Source organism: Paraburkholderia kururiensis JCM 10599 = LMG 19447 (assembly GCF_003986935.1).
In the GTDB taxonomy this organism is placed as follows: Bacteria; Pseudomonadota; Gammaproteobacteria; order Burkholderiales; family Burkholderiaceae; genus Paraburkholderia; species Paraburkholderia kururiensis.
In genome coordinates this window covers 335,864-353,500 of sequence record NZ_RJZE01000003.1, presented here as the reverse complement: position 1 = coordinate 353,500, position 17,637 = coordinate 335,864, and the positions used below count along the sequence as shown (strand labels likewise).

At 63.4% G+C, this 17,637-nt stretch carries 15 protein-coding genes; 6 read left to right on the top strand and 9 right to left on the bottom strand.

From position 1 onward, the window contains the following. Positions 1-461 precede the first annotated feature (461 nt). Complete coding sequence (locus PKKP23_RS05560; protein ID WP_126876107.1) at positions 462-989, top strand: cupin domain-containing protein; 528 nt, start codon at positions 462-464, stop codon at positions 987-989. A gap of 38 nt (positions 990-1,027) precedes the next feature. Here PKKP23_RS05560 and PKKP23_RS05555 read toward each other — a convergent pair whose 3' ends face one another. Next, a complete protein-coding gene (locus PKKP23_RS05555; protein ID WP_126876106.1) occupies positions 1,028-1,966 on the bottom strand; it encodes a phosphotransferase enzyme family protein in 939 nt (312 codons plus the stop codon). A gap of 687 nt (positions 1,967-2,653) precedes the next feature. Here PKKP23_RS05555 and PKKP23_RS05550 point away from each other — a divergent pair. Further along, complete coding sequence (locus PKKP23_RS05550; RefSeq protein WP_017773324.1) at positions 2,654-3,688, top strand: ABC transporter substrate-binding protein; 1,035 nt, start codon at positions 2,654-2,656, stop codon at positions 3,686-3,688. A 76-nt stretch (positions 3,689-3,764) separates the two neighbouring features. After that, positions 3,765-5,450, top strand: coding sequence for a GMC family oxidoreductase (locus PKKP23_RS05545; protein ID WP_126876141.1), 1,686 nt, complete (start codon positions 3,765-3,767; stop codon positions 5,448-5,450). A 34-nt stretch (positions 5,451-5,484) separates the two neighbouring features. Here PKKP23_RS05545 and PKKP23_RS05540 read toward each other — a convergent pair whose 3' ends face one another. From PKKP23_RS05540 to PKKP23_RS05515, 6 genes are all read right to left on the bottom strand, one after another. Continuing rightward, complete coding sequence (locus PKKP23_RS05540) at positions 5,485-6,912, bottom strand: aldehyde dehydrogenase family protein (protein WP_126876105.1); 1,428 nt, start codon at positions 6,910-6,912, stop codon at positions 5,485-5,487. Beyond that, entirely contained in the window at positions 6,909-7,712 is an 804-nt protein-coding gene (locus PKKP23_RS05535; protein WP_126876104.1) for an ABC transporter permease, read from the bottom strand. The genes PKKP23_RS05540 and PKKP23_RS05535 overlap by 4 nt, the downstream gene beginning before the upstream one ends. Continuing rightward, positions 7,709-8,578, bottom strand: coding sequence for an ABC transporter permease (locus PKKP23_RS05530; RefSeq protein ID WP_126876103.1), 870 nt, complete (start codon positions 8,576-8,578; stop codon positions 7,709-7,711). Before PKKP23_RS05530 ends, PKKP23_RS05535 begins: the two co-directional genes overlap by 4 nt. A 38-nt stretch (positions 8,579-8,616) precedes the next feature. Further along, positions 8,617-9,951, bottom strand: a complete 1,335-nt coding sequence (locus tag PKKP23_RS05525; protein ID WP_026121151.1) for an NAD(P)/FAD-dependent oxidoreductase — start codon at positions 9,949-9,951, stop codon at positions 8,617-8,619. 2 nt (positions 9,952-9,953) lie between these two features. Continuing rightward, a complete protein-coding gene (locus PKKP23_RS05520) occupies positions 9,954-10,664 on the bottom strand; it encodes an HAD-IA family hydrolase (RefSeq protein WP_017773330.1) in 711 nt (236 codons plus the stop codon). Between the two features lie 81 nt (positions 10,665-10,745). Beyond that, positions 10,746-11,822, bottom strand: a complete 1,077-nt coding sequence (locus PKKP23_RS05515) for an ABC transporter ATP-binding protein (protein ID WP_026121152.1) — start codon at positions 11,820-11,822, stop codon at positions 10,746-10,748. Between the two features lie 99 nt (positions 11,823-11,921). Between PKKP23_RS05515 and PKKP23_RS05510 the strand changes: the two genes are divergently transcribed. Then, positions 11,922-12,893, top strand: a complete 972-nt coding sequence (locus tag PKKP23_RS05510) for a LysR family transcriptional regulator (RefSeq protein ID WP_026121153.1) — start codon at positions 11,922-11,924, stop codon at positions 12,891-12,893. A gap of 78 nt (positions 12,894-12,971) precedes the next feature. Beyond that, a complete protein-coding gene (locus PKKP23_RS05505; protein ID WP_126876102.1) occupies positions 12,972-13,466 on the top strand; it encodes a hypothetical protein in 495 nt (164 codons plus the stop codon). A 259-nt stretch (positions 13,467-13,725) separates the two neighbouring features. Here the strand turns inward: PKKP23_RS05505 and PKKP23_RS05500 are convergent, their stop codons facing one another. Both PKKP23_RS05500 and PKKP23_RS05495 read right to left on the bottom strand, forming a co-directional pair. After that, a complete protein-coding gene (locus PKKP23_RS05500; RefSeq protein WP_126876101.1) occupies positions 13,726-14,778 on the bottom strand; it encodes a GGDEF domain-containing protein in 1,053 nt (350 codons plus the stop codon). A 132-nt stretch (positions 14,779-14,910) separates the two neighbouring features. Continuing rightward, on the bottom strand, positions 14,911-15,993 hold the full coding sequence (locus PKKP23_RS05495) for an ArsO family NAD(P)H-dependent flavin-containing monooxygenase (RefSeq protein WP_126876100.1): 1,083 nt from the start codon (positions 15,991-15,993) through the stop codon (positions 14,911-14,913). 393 nt (positions 15,994-16,386) lie between these two features. Between PKKP23_RS05495 and PKKP23_RS05490 the strand changes: the two genes are divergently transcribed. After that, positions 16,387-17,571, top strand: coding sequence for a thiolase family protein (locus PKKP23_RS05490; protein WP_126876099.1), 1,185 nt, complete (start codon positions 16,387-16,389; stop codon positions 17,569-17,571). The last annotated feature ends 66 nt before the right edge of the window (positions 17,572-17,637 follow it).

The following is a 17,637-nucleotide window of genomic DNA, read 5'->3' as shown; positions in this document are numbered from 1 at the left end:
AGCACGACACAGCCAAAGAAGGAGCGAAAGAAGACCCAGATACCCACCGAATAACCCGCAAAGCTGGTCCAACGGGTGGGTCAGAATTCAATGCAAATCGTGGGTCAGGCTTCCGTGCAAATCAACACTGAGTGGGCTTTGCAGTGCACTCGTTGGAGTGATGTTGAATGGATTCACCGGACAGGCATTCAACGATATGGGAGACCCATATCTCTTGACCTCGATAGCTGTTGTGGTCGTTGGTGGGACGCTCATGACCGGGGGACGCGGAAACTACGCCGGTATGTTTGGCGGCGCCTTGATGCTGACATCGCTCTCAACATTGCTTTCGAGTTCCACGTTGCCCTCAGCGGCAAGAAGTATCGTGTACGGCGCCGTTGTGCTCGCGGCCGTTGTCGCCATGCGCGAAAAGCGCCCGTCCTGACCCTGATGGCCGCGACATATTTCAAAGGAGACATCCCATGTTAGTTCCCGTTCGCCGCATCGTCACCCATAACGACGCAGAAGGACGCTCGTACGCGCTGAAGGATGAGATAGCAACGAATATCATCGGTACGTTGACAGAGCTTTGGACGACCGGTCCTGCACCTCACGACCATAAGACCATCGACGACGCTGGCGCAAAATCGAAGACGCTGGAACCGGCGGCCAACGGGACCGTTTTCCGTTACTTCCAGATTCCACCGCAGTCTTCGACTGAACACCTCTCACGAGAAGAAAGGTTGAAAGCGTGGAGCGACCTGTTCCGCAACATTGGCGCGTCCCATTGCCAACCGGATACGAGTCGCGACCCGGGGATGCATATGACTTCGACGACCGATTACATCATCCTGTTGTCCGGCCAGATTACGCTGGTCCTCGACAAGACCGAACACGACCTCAAGCCATTCGATGTTGTGATTCAGCGTGGTACTAACCATGCCTGGGTGAATCGCGGCACCGAAGAAGCGCTCCTGATGGCGGTGCTCGTTGACGCCAAAGGCGTTTAAGCACCTCACTTTAGCGAGTGTGCGTTCAGAGAGGTGCATCACTCCGGCGTGGTCAGCCCCTGCCACTTCTCCATCAGGGTGGCAATGTCCCGGAACCACACGTTGGGGAGGTTCTGGACGCCCACTGCGCCAGCGCCCGCGTTGCCGGCGTATTCGCCCAACAGCCACATCATTCGCACCGGAACAAAAGTCGCCACTGCACGGTAGTCTGCTTCCGGTATAGGTGCTATTGACCTGTAGCCGTCAATGAAGGCGAGCCACCTTGCACGTGATTTTTCGTCGGGCTCTTCGCGATGCGTGGCCAGCAGATTGCCCCAGAGGAAGACCGAAAGGTCGTAGGCGAGATAACCGGGCCCGCTGTCATCGAAGTCGAAGAATGCCGCACGTCGGCTACCATCGCCGCCAATGCGAATCATAGTATTGCCGCCGTGACAGTCCCCATGGCATATGACGCGCGATAGCGACGCTTCGGTGGTGGAGAACCTGTCCTCTAGCGCTGTCGCTATCTCGGTTAGTTTTCCCTTTACCTCGTCGTCCAGATGCCTGAGTGCCTTTATGCGGGATAGCGGTCGAAGCAGTAGATGAGCGATGTCAAGCACATAGCGACTTTCAGGACCGGCATACGTCTTGGCCTCGTCGTGGATGCGTGCCAGTTCGGCACCAGTCAGCCGGACATCATCCAGGTCATCGCCAAGATGCTTGCCGTCAAGATAGTCAAAGACTGCGAGTGTACGAACGCCTTCAGGCGCGGGCACGTCTGTCGACAGGGCACCATCCCGTGTCCAGTGCGCGGCGGCAACTGCAACCCCCTCTGCCTTCAGATGTTCGAGCAACGATAGCTCGAAGTCCGCATTACCTTCACCGCGAGCCCTTAGTGCTGCAAGCCTCGCGATTCTTCGCTCGCCATCTGCAAGCTGGAGTTCGTAGACGTCGTTGAACCCGCGACGCAAAAACAGGCAACTATCAATCTGCCCCACCGCCTATCGGCTTTCGACGACCTCGGCGATGCTGTCAGCTTCAATTACTGACCTCACCGCCCGCAGCCGGGGCGAAACCACAGATTGGTTCATGGGCATATTGAACGAAGGGGGAACGTGAAGCAAAACGTAGCACCGTCAGTAACGCTTGACTCGCACGCAAACAGCCATGAGACGGCGCACATCCGCGGACAGCTTATGCTTTATTTTGCGGACGGATTATGGGTAACGGCACACTGTTCCGGCTGCATCGCCGGAAACGTTGTCGGGCGGTCTCCCGACAATTCTCTGTTCCGATACTTCCTGACCGATCCGTTGGCTTCCTCCGTTCCGGGGTGGCAAGGAAAAGTTGCTGGCTCCTCGCGCCTATCCCGACGTATCTCTTCAAGACGCTCTCAAACGGCGTAGCGAACGCACGAAAGAAATTCGCTGCTGGACAGGATCCGGCCGAGGCCGGAAAGCACAAAACGCAAATGCCGGCGAAGAGGGATGGCGCTGCCAACAGCGTCGAGGCCGGCATTACATCAAGTCATGCCGGCTCCAACAATTTCGGCGTTGTACCCGCGAAATTGGCTCACTATAGTCGAAGCACCCTGAGAGCGTGACCGCCCGCGCGGTCGCGCCGATACGGCGGTGTTCCCTCCCGGGGCAACATTGTTCTCTCAATCGAGTCGAGGAAGAGCCGTGATGAAACCGAAGAGCCTGAACCCGGTCGCCATAACACTTGCGCTCGTCTGCGCGCCCGCATTTGCCGCCGGCGAAATAACATTCGTGTCGCAAGGCGGTGCTTACCAGGAAGCGCAGACCAAGGCGATTCTCGATCCGGCGGCAAAACAGCTCGGCATTACGATCAAGCAAGACAGCATTCCGGACGCATGGCCGCAGATCAAGGCACAGGGCTCGGCGGGCAAGCCGATCTGGGACGTCGTCGATACGCCGACATCGAACTGCCTGCGCGGGGGCCACGAAGGGTTGCTCGAGAAACTCGACTTCTCGAAGATGCCGAACGCCGCGGCCGTGCCGGAGAAGTACCGCACGCCATACTCGGTCGCGTACGAGTTCTACTCGACCGTGATCGGCTACAACAAGAAGACTGTGAAGAAGGTGCCGCAAAGCTGGGCGGACTTCTGGAACGTGAAGGGTTTCCCGGGCACGCGCGCCCTGCGCAATGATCCTCAAACGGTGCTCGAGGCCGCACTGCTCGCCGACGGCGTACCGCGCGACAAGCTCTATCCGCTCGACGTCGATCGTGCGTTCAGAAAACTTGCGCAAATCAAACCCGATATTGCCGTGTGGTGGACTTCCGGCGGCCAGTCTGCGCAGTTGCTGCACGACGGGGAAGTGGATATGGAGATGATCTGGAACGGTCGCGCGAGCGCAGTCGCGAAAGACAATCCGGACATCACTTTCACCTATAACGACGGTATTCTTCAGAACACGCAGCTGTGCATTCTCAAGAACGCGCCGAATCTCGCAAACGCCGTGCGCTTTGTCGACACGGCCGTATCGCCCGATCTTCAGGCCAACCTGCCGACCTACATCGACTATGGTCCCGGCAACCCGGCTGCGTACAAGACCGGCAAGATCTCGGCGAAGCGCGCGAGCGAGTTGCCGAGTTCGCCCGAGAATGCGAGCAGGCAGGCGCTGATGTCCGAGGAATGGTGGGCATCCGAAGCCGGCGTTCAGGCGAAGGCACGCTGGCTCAAGTTCATGCAGCAGTAACGCAACGGCTCATCGCGCGCCGCCAGCACGAGCGGCCCGTACAAGCCCTTTGCTGCGCATCGATCACTCGCCCACTGTGTACGACTACCTCATTCTCGGGGGCGGCTCGGCCGGCTGCGTGCTTGCCGCACGGCTTACCGAAGAGGCCGGCAAGACCGTCTGCCTCGTCGAAGCCGGCCGTGATCTCACCCAGGCGTCGATGCCGGCTGATATCCGCAGCCGATATCCGGGGCGAGCCTATCTGGATACACGCAATATCTGGCAGCGTTTGCATGCGCGCATGAGCGCGCCTGCCGTGCGGCGGCGCTACGAGCAGGCGCGCGTGCTCGGCGGCGGCTCGGCGATCAATGCGCTGATGGCCAACCGCGGCGCGCCGGCCGACTATGACGAATGGGACGCGCTCGGCGCAACGGGTTGGACCTGGGCACAGTGTCTGCCTTATTTCCGCAAGCTCGAAACCGACTGCGACCTGGACGGACCGCTTCACGGCACCAATGGCCCGCTGCGCATCCGCCGCGCGAGCGCCGATCGCCTGTCGCCATTCGTGCGCGGCGTGCTCGGCGCGCTTGCGCGGCACGGTCATCCGCTGCGTATCGATCAGAACGGCCCGTGGGAAGATGGCGCCTACGTGGGCGCCATTGCGGTCAGTGCGGCAGGGGAACGTATTCCCACGTCGATCTGCTATCTCGACGCGACCGTCCGGGCGCGTCCCAATCTGACGGTCTGTACCGACACGCTCGTCGAGCGCGTGAGATTCGAAGGCCGCCGTGCAATCGGCGCCGAGGTGCGCTTCGCCGATGGTGCGTTCAATACGTTGCGTGCGCGACGGATCATCGTTTGCATGGGCGCGATCCACAGTCCGGCACTTCTCATGCGCAGCGGGATCGGCCCCGCCGACGAGCTCGCCGCATCCGGCATCGGCCTCGTCGCCGCCCGTGATGGCGTTGGCCGCAATCTGATGGAGCACCCGTCCATTGCGGTATCCGCGTTCCTGCCGCGCGAAATGCGCACGCCGTTTCCCGACGAGCACCATGAGCAGGCCATTATCCGCTACTCGTCAGGGCTGCCAGGCACACCTGCAGGCGACATGCATGGCGCGATTCTGTCACGCTCGGGCTGGCATTCGATCGGATATCGGCTCGGCACGATGTTCTTCTGGGTCAACAAGTCGTACTCGCGCGGCCGCGTGCGGCTCGCCTCCGCGCATGCGGAGGAAGAACCGCTTGTCGAGTTCTCGATGCTGTCGGACCCGCGTGACCTCGAACGGCTCAAAGGCGCTGTACGCTTCGGCGCGCATACGCTTGCCGACCCGCTGTTCGCGAGCGCGCTCGGGCCCATCTTTCCGTCGAGCTACTCGCCCCGCGTTGCGTCGGTCGCGCGGCCCGGCAAGTGGAACGCGATGCAGCGCGGCGTACTGAGCGCGCTGCTCGACAGCGCCGGGCCGCTACGTGGCACGCTGGTCGAGCACATCATCACGCAAGGCGTCTCGCTCGATACGTTGCTTGCCGACGACGCGGCGCTGACTGCGTTCGTCATGCAATCGGTCGGTGGAACATGGCATCCGTCGGGCACCTGCCGAATGGGCACCGCTCACGACCCGCTCGCGGTGACGGCCCCGGACGGCTCGGTTTTCGACGTCGAGGGGCTGACGGTTTGCGATGCATCGCTGATGCCTTCGATTCCCTGCGCGAACACGAACGTGCCGACAATCATGATCGCGGAGCGGATCGCCGATATGCTGCGAGCGCGCCAGGGCGAATAGCGGGGCGCGCTGCGGTCGACGGCGCGCGGGAGTATCAGGCGCCGTATCCGACCACGCCCTTCACTTCGAGAAACGCTTCGAGCCCCCACTCGCCATACTCGCGTCCGTTTCCGGACTGCCGGTAGCCGCCGAACGGCGCACCCGGATCCCACGCGGGATAGTTCAGGTGAACGCTTCCCGCACGCAGCCTGAACGCGACGCGGCGCGCACGGTCGAGGTCGCGCGACTGCACGTACGCGGCGAGCCCATACGGGCTGTCGTTCGCGATGGAGATGGCGTCTTCCTCGTCGCGGTAAGGCAGGATCGACAGAACGGGACCGAAGATCTCTTCGCGCGCGATCGTCATATCGGGCCGCACGTGCGCGAACACGGTCGGCTGCACGTAGTAGCCGCGCTCAAGCCCCGCGGGCCGGCCGAGCCCGCCCGCGACGAGCGTCGCGCCTTCCTCGATACCCGCCGCAATCAGCCGTTGCACGCGCTCGAACTGCACGTCGCTGACGACGGGGCCCATCGTCGTTTCCGGCGCGTCGGCGGGGCCGACACGATGCGCGGCCGCGGCGCGCCGCGCGATCTCCACCGCCTCGTCGTGGCGCGAGGCCGGCACCAGCATGCGTGTGGGCGCGTTACACGATTGCCCGCTGTTGTTGAAGCAGCTGTTGACGCCCTTCGTCACCGCCGTTTCGAAATCGGCATCGTCGAGCAGCACGTTCGCGGACTTGCCGCCAAGCTCCTGATGCACGCGCTTGACGGTCGGTGCCGAGAGCGTCGCAATTTGTACCCCCGCGCGCGTCGAACCCGTGAACGACACCATGTCGACGTCCGGATGGGCACACAAGGCCGCGCCGACCGTCGGACCATCGCCATGCACGAGATTGAAGACCCCGGCCGGCACACCTGCCTCGTCGAGCACTTCGGCGAAGAGCGCCGCGTTCAGGGGCGATATCTCGCTCGGTTTGAGCACCATCGTGCAGCCTGCCACGAGCGCGGGAGCCACCTTGCAGACGATCTGGTTGATCGGCCAGTTCCATGGCGTGATCAGCGCGACAACCCCCACCGGCTCGTAACGCACGAGCGTCGTGCCCTTGCTGCGCTGCCACGCGAACGTTTCGCAGGTGTGCAGCAGTTCCTCCAGGTGCCGGCGGCCGAGCGCGGCTTGCCAGTTGCGTGCGAGCTGGCGAGGTGCGCCGATCTCACGCGAGATCGTGTCGGCAATCTCGTCGCTGCGCGTGAGATAGACGTCGAGAATCCGGCGCGCAAGCGCAATGCGCTCCGCGGGGTCGGTCAGCGAGAACGTTGCGAATGCGCGCTTCGCGGCGGCCACTGCGCGATCGACGTCGCGTGGGTCGCCGAGGGCGACTTCCGCGAACGGTGTTTCGGTGCACGGGTCGATCACGGGCAGCCGGGTATTGCCGGCAGGCGTGCGCCAGGCGCCGTCGATATAAAACTTCAAGGCGTTCTTCATACGCGTGCTGCCTCCGCCATGCCGCCGCGGCGGCTGATCACCATCATGAGCACCAGGGCCAACGTGAGCGCCGTCAGCAGGGTGCTGATCGCCGCAATCGTCGGATCGATCTCGTCGCGCAGCGTGACGAACATCCGGCGCGTCAGCGTCTGGTTCGGACCACCGGAGATGAAGAGCGCAACGACCGTCTCGTCGAGCGCCTGAATGAACACGAACACAGCACCGGAGATCACGCTTGAACGGATCTGCGGCAGCGTCACGGCCAGAAAGCTGCGCAGCCGGTTCATTCCGAGGCTGCGCGCGGCCATCTCCTGAGCATGGTCGAAGGAGCGCAGGTCCGCACCGACGGAAATCACGACATACGGCAACCCGAGCATCGTGTCGGCGAGAATCAACCCGCCGAGCGTATTCACGTAGTCCAGCTGCGCATAGACGAAGAACACGCCCACGGCGACGATGATGATCGGCACCATCAGCGGCAGCATCAATACCGTTCGGAGCCGGCGAATCAGGGGATGCGCGCCATGCTCGATCGCGTACGCCGCGGCCACGCCGACGGGTGCTGCGATCGCAGTCGCGCACGACGATGCGATGAGCGTCGTGCGTGCCGCCGCGAGCCAATCGGGATTGCCGAAGAACGCCTCATACCATCGCAGCGACAACGCAGGCGGCGGGAACGTCATGAAGCGCGTATCGGAAAACGACAGCGGTACGACGATCAGCACCGGAATCATCAGAAACGCAAGGATCAGCGCGACCGATGCGACGAGCAGGCCGCGCGCGAGCGGATTCGGCTTCATTTCGCCCCCAGGGTCTTGTCGAGCGGAATCACACGGCTCGCGGCATAGAAGATCGCAAACACGCAAACCAGCAGCACCACGCTGACCGAACTCGCCGCGCCCCAGCTGTTGTAGATTTCGACGTTACGGCTCACGACCATGGAGACCATGATCGACTTGCCGCCGCCCATCAACTCGGGCGTGATGTAAAAGCCGAGGCAAAGCACGAACACGAGCGTGACGCCCGCAACGATGCCGCCCATCGACAGAGGCAGAAACACGCGCAGGAACGCATGGGTCGGCGACGCGCCGAGGCTGGCGGCCGCTTGCGACAAGCTCCAGGGAATCTTCTGCATTGCCGAGTAGAGCGGCAACACCATGAACGGCAGGAGGATGTGGACCATCGCGATGATGGTGCCGAACTGGTTGTAGGCAAGCTGCAGCGGCTGATCGATGAGGCCCGCTGCAATGAGCCCCTTGTTGACGATGCCCGTGCGCTGCAGCAGCACGAGCCATGCATACGTGCGCACGAGCACGCTCGTCCAGAACGGCAGAATCACCATGCCGAGAATCAGTGTGGCGAGCCTTGGGCGCACCGATGCCGCGAGATAGGCAACCGGATAGCCGAGCAGCAGCGTCACCCCGGTGACGATCGCGCTCAGCTTGAAGGTGAGCAGGAAGGTATCGAGGTAAGTACCACTGAAAACGCGCCGGTAATTCGCGAGCGTGAAACCGCCATCGTGACGGATCGATTGCCACGACAGCCATGCAAGCGGCACGACCAGCAAAATGACGACGATCGCCAATGCAGGCGCCATCAGCAGCAACATCGCGCGGTCTTCGCGTCGCTGGTGGCGCATCGCCGCATCTGTCTCGCTCGGCCTCATCGTGTCGCACCCGGAAACGATTCCTCTGGCTGCCGTCATCATGCCCCCATGGCATCGAGAAACTGATACCACGCAGCGACGAGCCTGACGCCCGGCGCGCGCAGCGAATGGAACGGGACGGGCCGCAGCCCCTCTTGTGCCAGCAGCGCGAGATCGGGTGTCTCGCCCAGCGCGAGCGCGGCCGCCTGCTGGCCGACAAGGCTCGCCATCGCGACGCCTGCGCCGTTGTAGCCGAGACAGAACACCGTGGCGTCGTCGCTGCGGCCGACGTGCGGCAGCGCGTTGAAGGTCATGCCGACATAGCCCGACCACTGGAACTCGATGCGCAGGCCGGCCAGGTCGGGAAACAGGGCGACCATCGCGCGGCGCAGCGCCTCGAAGCCCGTTTGCTGTCCTTCCTTGCCGAACGCATCGCGTCCGCCGAACAGCATGCGCCCATCGGCACGGCGAAACCATTTCATCATCCGGCGCGTTTCCGTGTAACTGCGGCGCGCGGTCATGAGTTTCGCGTCGAGCCCGGCCGGCAGCCGCTCGGTCGCGATCATCGCGCTGCGAAACGGCACCAGCTCGCGCTGGTAGGCGGCCGTTGCCGACGTAAGGCCGGAGTAGGCGTTCGTCGCGACGATCAGCTGCTTTGCACGTACCGTCGCAGCCGGCGTGCGCACGATGACGCCTGGGGCGCCGGACACACGCTCGATCGCCACCACAGGCGTCGATTCGTGGATCGGCACACCGCGCGCTGCAAGGCCGCGCGCGATGCCGAGCACGTATTCGAGCGGCAGGATGGTCCCGGCGTCCGCGCTCAACACCCCGCCGACGAATCCCGCAGATCCCGATTCCGCTTCGACCTCACCGCGGGTCAACGCCGACATCGAGCGGTCGCCGAGCTCGGTGCGCACCCAGTCCGCCTCGGCAATACAAGCGGCGAGCGCGCGCTCGGTATGCGCGCAGCGCAGGCTGCCGCTGTGTTCGAATGCGGCGCTCGCAATAGCAAACTCGTCGACGAGCGATTCGACCACGCGCACGCTGTCGTGCGCGAGCCGGTGCATCCGCTTCGCGACGTCGAGACCGTGCCTTGCCGCAATCGCAGGAAACGACAGCCGGAACTTCGATGACACCACGCCGCCGTTGCGCCCGCTCGCGCCCCACCCCACCGGGTTAGCGTCGAGCACCACGCACGGCACGCCGCGCTTTTCCAACGCATAGGCTGCGGCGAGGCCCGAGTAGCCCGCGCCGATCACGGCAACGTCGGTGTGCAGATCGCGCGCGAGCGGCCCGCTGCCGACCGGGGCGTCGAGCGTACCGGCGCGCGCGGCGAGGTGGCGCCAGAGCGAATCGGGCGGCGGCGAAGTGCAGGCGAGCGGCGCGAGCATCATCAGGCCACGGCGAGCTCGGCTTCGACGGCATCCGCCAGCGCGGCGAGCGTCGGAAAGCAGAACGTCGGCGTCGTCACCTGCTCGGGCACCGGTGTCGCGCCGAAGCCGTTCTGTCCACGACGGCGCTCGATCCAGCAAGTCGCGTAGCCCAGTTGCGTCGCAATGCCGATGTCATGGTATTGGCTTTGCGCCGTATGGAGAATCTCGCGGAACTTGTAGCCGAACGCCGCCTGACGCCCGCGGTTGTAGGCGAAGAACTGCGGGTCCGGTTTGGCGACACCGGTCTCGTCGCAGCAGACCGAATCGTCGAACGGATCGCCCAGCGTATGCGCGTACGAGGACAGCGCCACGCGGTCTGCATTCGTCATCGCGACGAGGCGGAAATGCTTGCGCAGCCGCCTGAGCGCTTCGACCGAATCGACGAACGCGGGCCACTCGAGCACGTCACGCTGGAACGCGGCGGCCGACTGCGCATCGTCCGGCAAACCCAGCTCCTTCGCGAGCGACAGGTAGACGTTCGCCATTTCGTGGCTCGACCGGCCGGGGAACGCGGCACGGCCGCGCATGTACGGCTCGAAGATCTGCTCGTCGGTCAGATCTTTCGTGGCGCTGCCGCCGATGCGGCGCACCGATGCGAGCACGCCTCGCTCGAAGTCGATGAGTGTGCCGACGACGTCGAATGTCAGCACCTTGAAATCGGTGAGCTTCATGAATTCATCCTTGATTGCGTTGCGATTGGCCGGGAAAAATTGGCCGGGAAGAGAAGGGCAGGGCCGGGCGTCGCGCGCCCGTCATGCCGGTACGACGATCGTGTCGGACGGCGAAATCGCGACACGTATGGAAGCGCCGGCTGGCGGCACGCGCTGCCGCGCCTCGTGATTGCCGGGCTGGCGCAGGCTCACTATCGTGCCGTCGGCGAGCGACGCAAACACGCGCAGGCTCTCGCCCTGGTACAGCACCTCCGTCACGCGCGCGGTGAGCCGGTTCGCGTCGGGCGGCGCATCGCCCGCGTCGATCACGAGCTTTTCGGTCTGCACCGCGAGCAGCAGCCGCTCGGCGCGCGGAAGCGGGTAGGCCGTACGCAGCACGGTGTCGCCGAGACTCACCGCATCGTCGCCCACGCGCACGACGGCCAGCAGCGTGGCCTCGCCGATGAAGCTCGCGACGAAGGCGTTGCAGGGCCGGTCATAGAGGTGCTCGGGCGTATCGACCTGGACGAGCCGGCCGTCTTTCAATACCGCGACCCGATCGCTCATCGTCAGCGCTTCCCGCTGGTCGTGCGTCACATAGATGATCGTCGCGCCGAGCCGGCGATGCAGGCGCCGCAGCTCGATTTGCATCGTCTCGCGCAATTGCTTGTCGAGCGCGGAGAGCGGCTCGTCCATCAAGATCAGTTGCGGCTCAAACACCATCGCGCGGGCGAGCGCCACGCGCTGCCGCTGCCCGCCCGACAATTCGCTGATCCGCCGGTGTTCATAGCCGCGCAGTTCGACCATCGCGAGCGCGTCGGCCACTTTGCGGGCCCAGCCCGATCTGGGCTCGCGGCGTGCGCGCAGCGGAAAAGCGACGTTTTCGCCGACCGTCATATGAGGAAAGAGCGCGTAGCTCTGGAACACCATGCCGATGTTGCGCTTGTGCGGCGGCGCGAATGTAATGTCTCGCTCGCCAACCCAGACGCTGCCGGCACTCGGTTGCACGAAGCCGCCGAGAATGCCGAGCAGCGTCGTCTTGCCTGAACCGGACGGGCCGAGGAGTGAGACGAATTCGCCCTGCGCTACGTCGAGCGACACGTCGTCGAGCGCCACGACAGGCCCATAACGCTTTGCTGCGGATCGAATCGATACGCCCGCCCTGGCTCGTGCATCCATTGTTGGGTTCCCGCTCGGCTGCCTCAGTGAGGAAAAATATAGGCGCCGATTTTTTTGGCTGCAATTCCCGAATTGTTGGATTAGGCATAACATCAGGTCATGCCCAGCCTACGCAGAAAACTTCCCAGCGCCAACGCGCTTTTCGTGTTCGAGGCGGCCGCGCGCTGCGGTAACTTCACGCGCGCGGCGCAGGAGTTGTACGTCAGCCAGCCGGCCGTCAGCCGGATGCTCTCGCGCATGGAAGATCATCTCGGCGTGCGTCTCTTCGAGCGCGTGCACGGCGGCATCGAACTCACCGAGAACGGCCGGATTCTGTATCGCAAGATTTCCGAGGGACTGAACGGCATCGAAGACGCGATCCGCGAAATCGAGGCGCGCGCGACGGGCGTCGAGCCCGTCACGCTGTCGGTGTCGACCGCATTCACGACACACTGGCTGATGCCGCGGATGAGCCGGCTCAATCAGGCGTTTCCGTCGGTCGACCTGCGCTTTCAGCTGATTTCCGGCCGGATCGGCGGACCGCTCGGCGATGTCGATCTCGGAATGCGTTTCGTGCAGGAGGGCGAAATGCTCGAGAACAGCGTGCCGGTGATGCCCGAAGTCCTGCTGCCCGTTTGTAATCCGCGCTATCAGGAACTTGCGTGTACCGACGAATGGCGCGCGCACGGCGACACGGTGATCGTGATGGACGACGAGGAGCGCGGCTGGCACGCGCGTTTCGCGGCATTCAAGAACAAGACGCGCCACGCGGCCGGCGTGTTGAGCTTCAACGACTATGCGATCGTCGTGCAGGCGGCACTGCTCGGCCAGGGAATCGCGCTCGGCTGGGTCAACGTGGTGATGCACTGGCTCGCACAGCGGGCGCTCGTGCCGGCCGAGAGCGAGTTGGTGGTGACCGATCGGATCTGTTGTCTTTCATGGGCGCCAGGCCGGCCTCCGCGCCCGATCGTTGCCGAGGTGCGTGACTGGCTCATTGCCGAAACGCGCGCGGACATCGAGGCAGTCGATGCGGCTTATCCGGAACTCGGGTTGGCGGCAGCGGTGCGCGCGGGGTTGGGGCGCCAGGGGTAACGGACCGACGTCAAGGGGTATCGGGCCTGCACGGCGAATGCGCCACTGCGAGACACTATGCAGCCACGAACAAAATATTTGTCAGCCTTCGCGCTAATTTCCGTCGTGCTGGTCGGAGTGAAGTCAGGTTTCGTGACGCGCAGTCACGTGATCAATGTATTGCTGTTCTTTTCTTGCTTCGTGGCCTACGCGTATATCGCTTTCGGTGCGTTCGCGCTGCGACCGCGACTGCTGGGATGGGGTATGGGAAGCCTGCTGTCGCTCCCGATCGCAATCTCAATTCTGGCATCGCCCTTGGTACTGTTCGGTGTCTTCTGGGCGTTCAGCGATTTCGCAGCTGGACCGGACACGGTAATTCATATGGCGGATGGCTTACTTTGTGAGGAGTATTCTTCTGGCTCAGTAGTTACCGAAGCAAACGAGACCTTTGAGCTCGATCGACCCGTTTTAGGTTTATTTTTGCTTCGGCTGGCGGTAGAAACGGGTCCGGTTCTGGAGAACTATTCTGTCCAGAAGGGCTGCGCTTCGGTTTACCAGACGTGGAAATCGTCGAATCGTGCATCGACCAGGTAACGTCCGTCGGCGGCTGGCGCAACCGCCAACCGTCTTAAATCGGTGTCAAGATGGTTAAGTTTGCGTTGGAGTTGCTGACTCTAATCGTCCGCCTTCAAGAGGCATGAAGGATCGCTTCGGGTCGAAGAGCGCTCTTTCCTTGCCAGACCTTTGCTTTATATCGGCCATCGTCCCAACAACCTGACCAACAATTGTGCCGCCCCGGCGTGACTTCCGTGACGCGCCCCTATGCCGGAACGATCCTCGCACCATCAAAGTGTCAGCGCGACTGCAACTTGAATCCTTCGCCGCCGATACCTGCCCGGTCCACCGCCGAAATGCGGTTGCGGCCCTGATCCTTGGCCTGATAGAGCTGCGCATCCGTCAGATTGATGAAAGCCGTGACGTCGATACCTTCATTCGGCACAACGGTGCCTACTCCGAAGCTCGCCGTGACCCGCTGACTATGCGGCGAGCGCAGATGCGCGATCGCTTCATCCGCGATCAGCGCGCGGCAACGCTCTGCGACGCGTACGGCCTCATCAGCGTCGGTTTGCGCGAGCACGAGCACGAATTCCTCGCCGCCGAAGCGGCCCACGAACGCGTTCGGCCCGGCAGCCTCGCCGAGCACATGCGCAATGCGCTTCAGACATTCGTCGCCCTGCAGGTGACCGTAATAATCGTTGTACGACTTGAAGAAATCGATGTCGACCATCACGAGCGAAAGCGGCTTGCCCGATGCCGCCGCGCTCGCCCATTCGCGCGCGATGACCGTGTCGAACATGCGACGGTTGCCCACGCCCGTCAGGCTGTCGGCGAGCGACAGGCGTTCCAGTTCGCGCTGGAGCTGCGCGAGCCGTTCCTCGGTGCGCTTGCGCTCGCTGATGTCGAACATGAAGCCGATCAGCGCGTCAACGTCGCCGTTCTCTTTGCGCACAACGTGGACAACGTCGCGGATCCACACGTAGCCGCCGTCGGCGGTCAGTGCGCGATAGTCCGCTTCGTGGTCGGCGCCCGCCTGCGATTGCGCGACGCAAAAATTCACCACGGACTCGCGGTCGTCCGGATGCATGCGCGCGGCCCAGTCCTCGACCGTTTTCCAGGTGGAGGGCGCATAGCCGAGCAGCGCTTCGATCTGCGGGCCGATATAGGCGAACTGCATCGTCGCCCAATCGATCTTCCAGGGAATTGCCCGGGTGGATTCGAGCAGCGTGCGGTAAACGGCGGGGTTGTCCTCGCCGGGCTGGCGCCCGGGCGGTGCAAGGCTCGCCTCGTGGCGCAGGAATGCGGCCTGAAGGGAACCGCCGGCCGGATCTTTGTCTTCGTGGCTCATCGTGATCGTCCCATAACGCGTAAGTGCATTATCGGCCGCTAACGGTAGGGTCTTGAACGCGACTTGGAAGATCGATCGACAAGATTGAAGGAACTCGCCCGGTTCGACGCTGGTTTCGGAGGACCCTGCCGGCTACGGTGATGATGCGCTTCGCGGCCCTATGGCAATGAGATATTGCGCTATGCTCTGCGCCGCTTCCCTTGCGCTGCGCATGACACCGACGAGCGTAGCCGAGGCAGCGCCGCACCATTCGCCGTAGCCAACCAGCCACAGGCGCTCCTCGCCTCTGGCGCGCGTCCCGTCTGTCCTCGGCAATCCGTTGGCATCGCAGATCTGTAGTGGGTCAAGATGTTTGAGCGCGGGGCGGAACCCCGTGCACCAGATCACGACATCGACGCGGGAATGCGTGCCGTCGCTCCACACGACGCCGTCCGCATCGAAGTGGCTGAACGGACGCATTGGGTGCAGAACGCCTCGCGCCCGCGCGTCCCGTACAGGCGGCACCATGACGATATCGCCCAAACCACCTACCGGCGCCGTCATCGTGTGCCCATCGCGAAGAGCCTGCCATTTGGCTGTCGCGCGTTCGAACAAGACCCGGCCATCCACATCATCGGGAAGAAAAACGGGGTCATGCAACGTCACCCACATAGCGTTGCAGACTGTCGATACCTCCGCCAGGATTTGCGCGCCCGAATTGCCGCCGCCCACCACCAGCACGTTTTGTCCGCGCAGATCGTCCGCGTTGCGGTACTGCGCCGAATGCATCTGGCGACCCCGAAAGATCTCGCGTCCGGGATAGTCGGGGACATACGGCGCGCTCCAGGTGCCGGTCGCGCTCACGACTGCTCTCGCGAGCCATTCCCCTCGATCGGTGCTGACCAGCAAGCCGCCCTGGACGCGTGAAACGGATTTGACATGAACCGGGCGCCGCACAGGGATGTGATAACGATCCTCATATCGCGCCAGATAGGCGATGACCTCGTCGCGCGACGGGTACGTGCCGTTTGATACGGGCATCTGCCAGCCTGGCAGCGAACTCCATTGCGCCGGCGAGAACAGGTGTAGTGAGTCCCAGGTATGTCGCCAGGCGCCTCCGGGGGCGCTCTGGTCGTCCAGCACGATATAGTCGAGTCCCGCACGGCGCAGGAAGTAGGCGGTGGCAAGCCCGGCCTGGCCACCTCCGATTACTACGACATCAATGTCTGCAGGCATGCGCTTTCTTCCCCATCTCCCGATCCGGATTCTGGCGGCGACGCAGCCCGGTTCGCTTCATGGCGATGGTCGGAGGGCTACGTCGCTCCGTTTTGTCACAGACCATGTGGCTCAACCATTGTTGTGCCTCAGCTTGTAGGGCGGCGACGATACTCGTCTTGACACACGTCAAGAAGGATCGGACGGCCCTCGCCATCATGGAAAACCGTCTAATGTACAAACGGGACCGCACGAGCGACCCGTGCCCCGCACAAACCTGTGGCTTCGTCTGAACCTGAACCTGAACCTGAAGCGATGCGGGACGGTCCTCGACACCCTCGCACCGGAACTGCATTGGACGGCACGATCTTCCGTATTACCTGATTCCGCGGCATTCCTTTGAGGAGCAAGGTCATGAGCAACGTTGAAGTGGTCCTGTGCAGCCCTGTACGCACGGCGATCGGCACCTACGGCGGGACACTCAAGGACGTGGCGGTGCCAACGCTTGGCGCTGCCGTTATCCGCGAAAGTCTCCGGCGCGCTGGATTGGCTGCCGACAAGGTCCATTCGCTCGTCATGGGCAATGTGATTCAGGCCGGCGTGAAAATGAATCCGGGGCGACAGGCGGGCATCGCCGGGGGATTGCCGGTCGGCGTTCCGGCGCTGACGGTCAACCGTGTCTGTGGGTCGGGCGCGCAGGCCATCGCCAGCGCGGCCACCGAAATCTGGGCCGGCATGATCGAATGCGCGCTCGCCGGTGGTATGGAAAACATGGATCGCAGTCCCTACCTGCTGCCGCAAGGGCGCTGGGGGGCCAGGATGGGCGACGTGACGTTGTTCGACAGCATGCTGCTCGATGGGCTCAACGACGCCTTTAGCGGTCAGCATTCAGGCTGGCACACAGAAGACCTTGTGGCGAAGTGCGGCATCTCTCGCGAGGACCAGGATCGTTGGGCGTTGCGTTCGCAGCAACGCTTCGCGCAGGCGCAGGCTGCCGGGCTCTTCGACGCAGAAATCGTGCCGCTGGAGGTGCCGGGTCGCAAAGGGCCAACGGTGTTTGTCCGCGACGAGCACAATCGGCCGGATACCAGCGCCGAGTCGCTTGCCAGGCTCAAACCGGCCTTTCGCAAGGACGGGACGATTACCGCAGGCAACGCGCCTGGCCTGAACAGCGGCGCGGCTGCAATGGTCGTTGCCGAGCGAGGCTGGGCCGAACGCAATGGCCTGACGCCCATGGCCCGGCTGGTCAGTTATGGCGTGGCAGCCGTGGAGCCCGGTTTCTTCGGCCTGGGCCCGATTCCCGCGGTGCGACAGGCAATTGCACGCGCCGGGTGGTCTATATCGGACGTGGATCGCGTGGAAATCAACGAGGCGTTTGCGGCAATCGCGCTGGCGTGTCTGCGCGAGCTCGGCTTTGCGGAAGACGTTGTAAATACAGAGGGTGGCGCGATTGCTCATGGACATCCGATCGGTGCTAGCGGCGCGGTGCTGACTACGCGGCTGTTGCATCAGATGCAGCGTGGCGGCGCTCGGCGCGGGATCGTGACGCTGTGCATTGGCGGAGGACAGGGCATCGCGCTGGCACTCGAACTTCTGTGAACGCCGGTAGTGGTTCCGCCCGCAAGCCATGATTCGTTGAAGCGGTGAACCGACCATTGGCATGCG